This window comes from Ruoffia tabacinasalis (assembly GCF_042652985.1).
Taxonomy (GTDB): Bacteria; Bacillota; Bacilli; order Lactobacillales; family Aerococcaceae; genus Ruoffia; species Ruoffia tabacinasalis.
This window is the reverse complement of sequence record NZ_JBHSHQ010000009.1, coordinates 65,121-75,703: the sequence shown is the minus strand read 5'-3', so window position 1 is coordinate 75,703 and position 10,583 is coordinate 65,121. Positions and strand designations below refer to the sequence as shown.

Sequence of the window (10,583 nt, the reverse complement as noted above, 5' to 3'; positions counted from 1 at the left end):
GAAACAGGTTGATCCTTTTTGTTTCTATCCAATTGGAACATAGTTTCTAATTCATGACGGGACCATTGCGATACTTCATCGTATGATAACTCCTTTTCTTGTGCGATTTTGATAGTTCTAGTGACGGTGTTTCGACCAGAAGAGACGAGTTTAGCGATTTGCTGTTAATGCTAAATTAGATTCAGCAATTATTGCTAGATAAGTTTCGGCACTTTATTCCAAAAAAAGAACCAATTCAATTATACTTTTGCAGTATCAATTGAATTGGAGGATGAAAGGTGAACGAAAAAAAGATGAGTATTTATCATGAAATCCATCGATTACATCGATTGGGATTCAATAAAAGTCAAATTGAACGAAAAGTTGGAGTGAATCGAGACACGGTGAGGAAATATCTGGCAAAGGACTTTAAGGAAATGTCCGAATGGACATATACTTTACAAAATCGAGCCAAGAAATTAGATCCTTACGCAGACATAATTCTGGAGTGGCTGAAGGAGCACAGCGATTTATCGGCTGCTCAAATTGAGGACTGGCTATTGGAAGAATATCCGGATCTTCAGGTCGGCTCAAGCACGGTACGGTCGTATATCAAATATCTGAGAGATCAGTATGCGATCCCTAAACGTAAAAAAACCCGGCAATATGAAGCCATTCCCGAAGTAGAGATGGGTGCGCAAATCCAAGTGGATTGGGGTCAAACGAAGCAAAAGACAAGAAGCAAAGAAGAAATCAAGCTGTATTTTATCTCTTTTGTTTTATCGCATAGCCGCTACAAATATCTTGAATGGTTGGACCGGCCCTTTACAACACAAGATACCATTCGTTCGCATGAAAATGCCTTTCGTCACTTGGGCGGAATGCCTGAAGAAATGGTTTATGACCAAGACAATTTAATCGCGGTCAGCGAGAACGCCGGAGACCTTTTACTCACCCAAGTCTTTCAAGCATATCAACAAGCCTTAGGTTTTGATGTTTACTTGTGCCGCGGGTCAGATCCCGAAACAAAAGGAAAAATTGAACGTGTCGTCGGTTATGTAAAGGCTAACTTCGCAAAGAATCGGGTCTATGATGGACTTGATGACTGGAATGAGAAATCTCGTTCCTGGCTGGAACGCACAGGAAATCATAAAGTACACGGCACAACGAAAAAGAGACCAGATTCAGTGTTCCTTCTGGAAAAAGCACACTTGAAACCAGTCTCTTCAATCAAACACAAAGATATATCTTTCAGAAATAGTATAACAGCTACCGTCAATAAAGACAATACGATTCGCTTTAGAGGGAACCGTTATTCGGTACCGCTTGGTACCTATAAAACCGTCGGTTCAAATCAAGTCTATCTTCATGAAAAAGGCCAAGAATTGGTTATTCTACATAAGATTACAGGTGATGAAATTGCGCGGCATACCCTTTCTTTAGAAAAAGGCAAATTGATAAAAAATCGCAACCACGGTCGTGATCGGGAAAAAACACTGCAAAAATACCGCACAGCCATGATTGACCTATTCGAACAAGAAGAGGCAGCCATTCTCTTTATTGATAAAATAACGGAAAAGTATAAACGGTATGTACGCGATCAGTTTATGGTCTTGGAAAAGAGCATTCAAACATACCCCCAAGAACGGGATGCGGCACTCGCACATTGTATTGAAAACGAACTATGGAGCGCCAATGATTTTAGAGACGTCGCTGCTTATTTAAACCAGCACAAGCCGGGAGATATTCCAAGAGGAATCGAATCAATCTCTTCGACTGCTTCATCAGGTATTCAAGTATCCACACGCTCAATCAGTGAGTATGTCAAAATTTTGGGCGGTGAAGTGAATGAGTAATGGCTTGGAAGATTTACAGCAGGCCTTTAAACAGCTGCGATTATCTGAGGTTTCGCTTGAGCTTCCTGCATTCATGCGAGAGGCTGAGCAAAAATCTTGGACTTATTATGAACTGTTAAACCATCTCTTGAAATACGAACTAACAAAGCGAGAAGAGAAAAACAAAGCCCGTCGCTTAAAATGGGCGAAATTCCCTTATCAAAAGACGCTTGAGGACTATGATTTAAGTGAGCAAACAAGCCTCAGTGAGCGGCAAATGCGCCAGCTGAAGGAAATGAATTGGTTAGAGCAGCAATACAACCTCATTCTTCTTGGACCGCCTGGTGTCGGCAAAACTCATCTAGCAGTAGGAGTTGGATTAGAAGTGATCGAGCAAGGGTATCAAGTCATGTTTCTCCCGATGGGAGAACTGACGACGATTCTGAAAACAAGCGATTATACACGGAAATCACAGATTGCATTAAATCGGATTAAAAAATCTGACTTAGTGATCATCGATGACTTGATGTATATGGCTATGGATCCAATGGAGGCAAACCAGTTCTTTCAGCTAGTTGACTACTTATATGAACGTAGTTCAATCATTCTGACTTCAAATAAGAGTCCAGATCAATGGGGAGAACTATTAGGCGATGAAGGAGTCGCAACAGCTATTCTGGATCGCCTTCTCCATCGGGTAGAGCTTATTCAGATGGACGATGAAAGTTATCGAATGAAACATCGGCAACGAGTTTTTGATTAGAAATAAGTGCCGAATCTTATCTAGCAGAATCTGCAGAAAACTAATTGGCAAAAAGTGCCGATTTCTACTTGACGTTAACATTTGCCTTAAGCTAAATCCCGCTTCGTATAACCGAAGCATTTCTATATAATTGGGCATGTTAGCCACCTCCATAATATTTTGCGAGTTTCACTCACGTCTTAGTTATACCATGGTGGCAATAAAAAAGAACCACAGAGTGGTTCAATTGTGCCGATTTGCCTGGTTCAGCTAAGACCGATTTAGGTGGTTCAATCATGTCCGACGAGATGGCTCTTTAAGAGCGATGTATCCATGCATCTCTTTAGTCATATAATTAATTAAACACTCCAAAGATATCTCGCATGAAGTTAGTAATCGCATTGTCACGGTTGTTTTCAATTGGGGTACTATCTTCTGTCGCTGGATCTTCTTGGGCTGCTTCTTCCACTAATTCCTCAGCAGGTTCTTGTGCTTTGATGTTAGTAGGAAGGTCAAGGTCGACCACATCTGGATGATCTAATAAGCCGTCTAACAGGATTTCGATCTCCCAGTATGAGCTCATACCTTCACCGAAAGTTCCCATCGCTACCACAATAAAGTCACGGTCTGCTTGATTACCTGTTGCCACAAAGTTCAATCCAGCAGCATCAGTGAAACCAGACTTCAAGCCAGTAATACCAGAACGACCATAAGTGCCACCTTCAAGTAATTGGTTTGGATTGAATAAAATTTGTTCCTCGTCTGTACCTTCCATATAGGTATATTCGCGGGTTGATGTAATATCTAAGATTTGTGGATATTCTTCAATCGTATGTTGGGCAACTAAGGCCATATCTGCTGCGGACATCGTATTCTCGCTCATCTCATTCGAACCAGGTATCCACCATGATTCAGGCACTTCAATATTTGGTGCACCAGACGTAGAGTAGATCTGAGCGTTTGTAATTCCCCACTCAGTTAACTTGTCTTGCATCGCTTGAACTGCAGCTTGTTCGCTACCGTAAATCTCCCACATTAAAGCAGAAGTCGCATCATTGGCAGATTGTAACATGACGGCATACATTAGATCCTCAACGGGGTAAGTAATCCCTTCTACCAACCAGACGTTTGATAGTTCCACATTAGATGAGATATCTTCCACTATTTCTGTTGGAATCTCGATCTCTTGGTCAAGTTTCAAAGTGCCTTCATCTAAGGCTTGATAGATCAAGTACATTGATAATACTTTCGTCATTGAAGCAATTGGGTAAGGAACATTCCCTTCACGATTGGCAAGAATTTTGTTTGTTTCTTGATCAATCACGACATACGAACGAGCGTCCATATTACTATCGTACCATTCTTGCAATTCACTAGGGTAATCTTCTGGCATTCCAATTGGTTCTGAAGGTTCTAACAATACATTGTCAGAGTTAAAGATAGGTGTTTTACTTACAGCTTGGGCTGTAGTTGGATATAGATTGGCATAACACATGCTTGATAAAGAAAGCACGGTAAGCCACTTTATTGTTCGTTTATTGAACAAAGTGATGACCTCCTCAAATTTAATACCAATTAATTATAGCGAACTATTTACGCTTTTCAAATAGCCTTGGAATATTTTTACTTTATTACATATCTTTTCACACAAAATTCAAACTTTGTTTATGCATTTTCTTGAATTTGTATTATTAAAAAGTAATAAAGTAGACTATAATGTAAATAATCACATTGAGGGGGATGAGAAATGAAATCGGCTTGGAAAAAATATATTCGGCCTAATTTGTTTTATATTGTTTCTATTGCCATATTACTACCTATTTATCTTCACGCTGTTGTACTATTGCTTGCGATTACCTACTTAATATGGCAGAAACGTAGTTTAACAATGCGAACGTTTATTAAAAACAAATGGTTGAGCATATTTATACTTTATGTTCTAATCGTTTCATTAATTAATCAAAACTATATTGGTGTGTTAGTCACCTTAGTCTTTTTCTTATTTGCGATTTACTTTAGTAGTTACTTGAAGTGGGTCACAGTAGAAAGATACTTGAAGACGTTGAATATCTTCGTACTTGGAAGTATTCCTGTCGCCATCTATGCACTCTTTGTCTATGTCTCTTATGTATTCCGCGAAGGTTACACTTTACTCTATGTATTCCAATATGCGAATGTTCAGACGAGGGCAGAGTCGACGTTCTTTAATCCGAATTATTACGGCTTATATTGTATCTTTGCGATTAATATTGGTATGTATCTACTATTAAAGAGTGATTATGCTAAGAGATTTAAAGCCTACTATTATCTTTCGTTTGTCCTGAATATCATGAGTATCTTACTAACGGCTTCGCGGATGGTACTCCCTACAGTCGCGGTGGCGATTGTTTGGTTTGTCTTTTGGACGAAGCGTTCCTATGTATGGTATATGTTGGGACTGGCAGCAGTTGGAGGGATTGCTTTATTCATCAATCCAGACTTAATCCCTAGGTTTAGCTCGATTGCTTACGCTTTTCAGGATCGGTTTGCGCTATGGGATGTTGGTTGGCAGATTTTTATGAGTAATCCGCTGTTTGGTCGTGGGGCCATGAGTTATATGAATTTATATTACTTATATACAGATAAGGCAGATATGCATGCACATCAGTTAGGTATTAATACGTTAGCTGATTATGGTGTCATCGGGGTCATAATCTTAGGCTTTATGATGAAAGATTACTTAAAGTCTATAGTCAGATTAGCGAAGCAGATGGAGTACCGTAAGGAATTTGCTTTAATTTCAACGATGCTCGTGACTGTTATTGTCCATGGATTAATGGATGTGTCGATCCTTTGGACACAAACGGGGTACATTTTCCTGGCAGTTATCTTGCCAATACAGCAATTAACAGAAAAAAACAAAATAAATTAAAAAAAGCATTGCACTTCGATAATCTATGTGGTACTATGTGTTGGTTGAGAAAACAAGTAGAAACGAGCCGTTTCTCGCCAAAGTGAATTTGGCAAATATATAGTCTGCCACTAGGAGTGGTGTGTCTATATTTAACGGCGAGTTTATATTATATTTTATAAACTTGCTTTTTTTATTGTTACTTGTTTCTCAAAATACATGGAGGTGGAGATCATAAAAGAATTACCTATCAATGATGGCATTCGTGCACGTGAGTTACGTGTTATTGGAGATCAAGGCGAACAAATTGGCGTTAAGTCTCTTCAGGATGCTCTCACTATTGCCGAGTCGTTTGAATTAGATTTAGTGCTTGTGTCTCCTAACGCAAAACCCCCTGTCGCTCGAATCATGGATTACGGTAAATATCGTTATGAGCAACAGAAGAAAGAGAAAGAGCAACGTAAGAATCAAAAAACTGTCAGCTTAAAAGAAATTCGTTTAAGCCCAGGGATTGAAGACCATGACTACCAAACAAAATTACGTCAAGCAATTAAATTCCTTGAAAAAGGAGATAAGGTTAAAGTTTCAATTCGATTCCGCGGTCGTGCAATTACGCATAAAGACTTAGGACGCGACGTTATCATGGATTTCCTTGATGACGCGAATGCAGTGTCAACTGTTGAAACTAAACCTAAGATGGATGGACGTAGCATGTTCGCAATTCTTGCTCCAATAAGTAGCGAAGAATAGAACATTATTATTTAAAACATAGGAGGATTTATCATGCCAAAACAAAAAACACATCGTGGATTAGCAAAGCGTGTTAAAAAGACAGGTTCAGGGAAATTAAAACGCTCTAGAGCCTTTACTTCTCACCGTTTCCACGGTAAAACTAAGAAACAACGTCGTCAATTACGTAAAGCAGCGTTAGTATCTAGTTCAGATTTCAAACGCATCAAACAACAAATTTCACAACTATAATATCAACGAACTAAAAGGAGGAATTCACAATGGCACGTGTTAAAGGTGGATACGTTACTCGTCAACGTCGTAAACGTACAATTAAATTAGCAAAAGGTTATTACGGAGCAAAAAGTATTTCATTCAAGATGGCTAAACAACAAGTCATGAAATCTCATACTTACGCTTACCGTGACCGTCGTCAGAAAAAACGCAACTTCCGTCGTTTATGGATTACGCGTATTAACGCAGCAGCTCGTATGAACGGAATGAGCTATAGTGTATTAATGAATGGTCTAAAAAAAGCAGGTATCGAAATGAACCGTAAAATGTTAGCTGACTTAGCAGTTAACGATGAAGCAGCTTTCTCAGCTTTAGTAGAGCAAGCAAAAGCAGCTTTAGCTTAATCTAAGATTTGAGTCTCAGTAATGAGACTCCTTTTTTATTGTTAAAATTACCAAAAAAATGAAGTATTACATCTGTATTTGTTGCCATAATAAATACGGATGTTTAAGATAGAAATTAGACAAAGGAGGAATCATATGAATTATATTTGGCGTTATATTAAGAATTATCCCGGACTGCTTGCATTAGATGTGTTCGGAAGCCTTTTTTTTGTATTAGTAAACTTAGGCTTACCTACAGTGCTATCAATTATGATTGACCAAGCAATTATTCCAGGGAATCAAAGTTTATTATTTACCCTAGCTATGGTGATGTTAGGGATTATTATCTTGGGTGCACTTGGACGTATTCTATTATCCTATGCCTCAAGTAAATTAACCAATATCATGATCCGAGATATGCGTAATGACATCTTCGATTATACGCAAAAGTTCTCACATGAAGAATTTGAAAAGATTGGTGTTCCATCTTTAGTAACGCGTGTAACAAACGATGCATTCGTGTTAATGCAGTTCGCTGAGATGTCACTGCGTTTAGGTGTGAATACACCGTTAATGTTCTTCGGAAGTATTGTGATGATCATTATAACCAGTCCGTCATTGGCTTGGATTGTAGCTGCGTCAATGCCGTTTCTGTTAGTTGCGATTTATGTCATTGCTAAGAAATCTAGACCGTTATCTGAAGCGCAACAAACGTCTCTAGATACAATTAACCAATATGCGAGAGAGAATTTAACAGGACTACGTGTGATTCGTTCTTTTGCTCGTGAGGAGTATCAAGAAGATCGTTTCAATAAAGAAAGTCGTCATTATTCAAATATCGCCACGCGTTTATTCAAATTAATGGCAGCAGCAAACCCAATCTTCATGCATATCCTAGTTTGGATGATTGTTCTTATTATGGGACTATCGCTACAACCTTTAGCAGTTGGAGAATTACAAGTAGGTAACTTGGTTGCTTTTGTGGAATATGCCTTTCACGCTTTATTTTCAGTGATGATGTTCTCACAATTATTCATTATGTATCCAAGAATGAACGTTTCTTCGAATCGTTTACAGGAAATAATGAATACCGAGATTTCGATCTCTGTGAATGAAGACGGTATAACTCAAACTGAAACACATGGTTACGTAACTTTTGATAATGTGACATTCGCTTATCCAGGAGAAACTGAGAATCCAGTCCTTCATAATATTAGTTTTGAAGCGAAACCTGGAGAAATGGTTGCCTTTATCGGAAGTACCGGAAGTGGTAAGTCGACTTTAGTTCAACTTATTCCGCGTTTCTTCGATGTTACTTTAGGACGTATCATAATCGATGGTGTGGATGTACGTGATTATAACTTAAAAGCTTTACGTCAAAAGATTGGTTTCATTCCTCAGAAAGCATTGTTATTCACTGGAACGATTGGTGAAAACTTACGTTACGGGAAATACAATGCAACGGAAAACGAATTAGAACGTGCCAGTGATGTGGCGCAAGCAAGTGACTTTATCCATAAGACTCAAGAACGTTACCACTCATTCTTAGCTGAAGGTGGAACAAACTTATCTGGTGGACAAAAGCAACGACTATCGATTGCGCGTGCAGTTGTGAAACAGCCCGATGTATATATCTTTGATGATAGTTTCTCTGCACTGGATTATAAGACCGATGCGGAATTACGTCGTCGCTTGAAAGAAGTGACAACAAATTCAACGGTATTAGTCGTTGCTCAACGTGTGAGCTCAATTATGAATGCTGATCAAATCATCGTTTTAAACGAAGGTGAGATTGTCGGACGCGGAACGCATGAGGAATTGATGGTAGAGAACGAAATTTACCGTGATATTGCGAATTCACAAATGAAAAATCAAACAATAGAAGAGTAAAGGAGTGAGCTAGATGAAAGAAATAAAAACTTTTGGAAATTTATGGAAATATTTAAAAAACTATAACAAACAACTAATCCTAGCCCTCATCCTCTTAATCATTAACGTGTTAATGACTGTGATTGAGCCGTTCGTATTAGGATTAGCTATTACAGAAATCACTCAAAACGTCGTGGATATCGCCCGTGGAGCTGAAGGAGCGGCAATCAATTATGAATATATTATTACCATTCTAATTGTTTATGTCATTCGTGGATTTATTGTCCAAGGGACAAATTATGGTTCGAACGTCTACATTACAATTGCGGTTCAGAACATGACCCGTGATTTACGTGATGATATCATCCGTAAGATTCACCGTCTTCCCGTGGCTTATTTTGACCGTAACCAATTTGGAGATATCTTAGGACGTATTACTAGTGACGTTGAGACAGTTTCCAACTCACTGCAACAAGGAATTATTCAAGTGACAACGGCATTCTTTTCGATTATCTTTGTCACGATCATGATGCTGACTTTGAATTGGCAATTAGCGCTTATTGTATTTATTAGTATGCCGATATCTTACTTTGTTGCTCAAAGTGTAGTGAAGATTTCTCAACAACACTTCAAGAAACAAGCGGATGTCTTAGGTAGAATGAACGGTTTCGTTCAAGAGAACTTTACTGGGTTTAATATTATTCGTTTATATGGGCGTGAAGATAGTTCTGTAGAGGAGTTCCGTACGATTACGGGAGAGTTAGCAGATATCGGCTTTAAAGCAAGTTTCTTATCAAGTTTAATGATGCCCTTAGTGTCCGTCGTATCTCACTTAGCTTACTTAGTTGTTGCGGTGGTCGGTGGTATGTTTACGATTGCAGGACGCTTAACAGTTGGTAACTTACAAGCCTTTACTCAATATGTATGGCAAATTAACCAACCGATTCAAATGGTGACTCAAATTACGGGGTTATTACAAGCGGCGGTTGCTGCAACGCAACGTATTTGGGAAGTATTAGACCAAGAAGAAGAATTGAACGAAGTAACGGAAGAAATACCTTCACCTGTTACAGGGCAAGTGACTTTCGATGATGTTTCTTTCCAATACACTCCAACAAAACCATTAATTAGAGATTTCTCTGTAAAGGTTAAACCGGGTGAAACGATTGCGATTGTCGGTCCAACGGGTGCAGGTAAGACAACGATGATTAACTTACTGATGCGCTTTTATGATGTGGATAAAGGATCGATTAGATTGGACGGCGTAGATAACCGAGCCGTTTCAAGACAAAAATATCGCGAGCAATTCGGGATGGTATTACAAGATGCTTGGTTGTTCGAAGGAACGATTAAAGAAAATTTACGTTTCGGTAATTTAGGTGCGACAGATGAGCAAATTGTTGAAGCTGCCAAAGCGGCTAACGTGGATCATTTTATCCGTACGTTACCAGGGGGTTATGAGAATCGAATGAACCAAGAGTCGAGTAATATTTCTCTAGGTCAAAAACAATTACTAACCATTGCCCGTGCTTTATTATCTGATCCTAAAATCTTGATTCTGGACGAGGCGACAAGTTCAGTTGATACGCGTCTAGAGCAGTTAATTCAAAAAGCGATGGAACGCTTAATGGAAGGGCGTACGAGTTTCGTTATTGCCCACCGTCTCTCAACCATTCAAGATGCCGACCGTATCTTAGTGATGAAAGATGGGCAAATAATTGAACATGGTAACCATGAACAATTATTAGAACAAAAAGGCTTCTACTTTGACTTATATCAAAGTCAATTTAACGCTTAATATATGAAGATTCAATGTAACCTTTCATTTAATGCTAATATCGATTACAATATTAGCAATAGTTAATGGAAAGTGACATTGAATACACTAAACACACAGTCACTCATCAGAGCAATCTGAGGTA

The 10,583-nt window shown here is 38.8% G+C and carries 9 protein-coding genes; 8 read left to right on the top strand and 1 reads right to left on the bottom strand.

Annotated elements, in window-relative coordinates; all coding sequences use genetic code 11:
- The first annotated feature begins 293 nt into the window (after positions 1-293).
- Both istA and istB read left to right on the top strand, forming a co-directional pair.
- Complete coding sequence (gene istA, locus ACFO5Y_RS01850) at positions 294-1,835, top strand: IS21 family transposase (RefSeq protein WP_380706328.1); 1,542 nt, start codon at positions 294-296, stop codon at positions 1,833-1,835.
- The gene (istB, locus tag ACFO5Y_RS01845) at positions 1,828-2,577 is read left to right on the top strand and encodes an IS21-like element helper ATPase IstB (RefSeq protein WP_209494333.1); all 750 of its coding nucleotides are present in this window, start codon (positions 1,828-1,830) and stop codon (positions 2,575-2,577) included. Before istA ends, istB begins: the two co-directional genes overlap by 8 nt.
- 334 nt (positions 2,578-2,911) lie before the next feature.
- On the opposite strand, the gene ACFO5Y_RS01840 is transcribed toward istB, so the two are convergent.
- A complete protein-coding gene (locus ACFO5Y_RS01840) occupies positions 2,912-4,102 on the bottom strand; it encodes a D-alanyl-D-alanine carboxypeptidase family protein (RefSeq protein WP_197104529.1) in 1,191 nt (396 codons plus the stop codon).
- A 201-nt stretch (positions 4,103-4,303) separates the two neighbouring features.
- Here ACFO5Y_RS01840 and ACFO5Y_RS01835 point away from each other — a divergent pair, with 201 nt between their 5' ends.
- From ACFO5Y_RS01835 to ACFO5Y_RS01810, 6 genes are all read left to right on the top strand, one after another.
- A complete protein-coding gene (locus ACFO5Y_RS01835) occupies positions 4,304-5,467 on the top strand; it encodes an O-antigen ligase family protein (protein WP_197104528.1) in 1,164 nt (387 codons plus the stop codon).
- 198 nt (positions 5,468-5,665) lie between these two features.
- Entirely contained in the window at positions 5,666-6,196 is a 531-nt protein-coding gene (infC, locus tag ACFO5Y_RS01830) for a translation initiation factor IF-3 (protein ID WP_197104527.1), read from the top strand.
- Between the two features lie 33 nt (positions 6,197-6,229).
- Positions 6,230-6,427: a 50S ribosomal protein L35 gene (gene rpmI / locus ACFO5Y_RS01825; RefSeq protein WP_138404822.1), complete on the top strand. Its 198-nt coding sequence runs from the start codon at positions 6,230-6,232 to the stop codon at positions 6,425-6,427.
- Positions 6,428-6,456: 29 nt separating this feature from the next.
- Positions 6,457-6,813, top strand: coding sequence for a 50S ribosomal protein L20 (rplT, locus tag ACFO5Y_RS01820; RefSeq protein ID WP_138404823.1), 357 nt, complete (start codon positions 6,457-6,459; stop codon positions 6,811-6,813).
- Positions 6,814-6,948: 135 nt separating this feature from the next.
- Positions 6,949-8,682: an ABC transporter ATP-binding protein gene (locus ACFO5Y_RS01815; RefSeq protein WP_197104526.1), complete on the top strand. Its 1,734-nt coding sequence runs from the start codon at positions 6,949-6,951 to the stop codon at positions 8,680-8,682.
- Between the two features lie 13 nt (positions 8,683-8,695).
- Positions 8,696-10,459, top strand: coding sequence for an ABC transporter ATP-binding protein (locus ACFO5Y_RS01810; protein WP_197104525.1), 1,764 nt, complete (start codon positions 8,696-8,698; stop codon positions 10,457-10,459).
- Positions 10,460-10,583 lie beyond the last annotated feature (124 nt).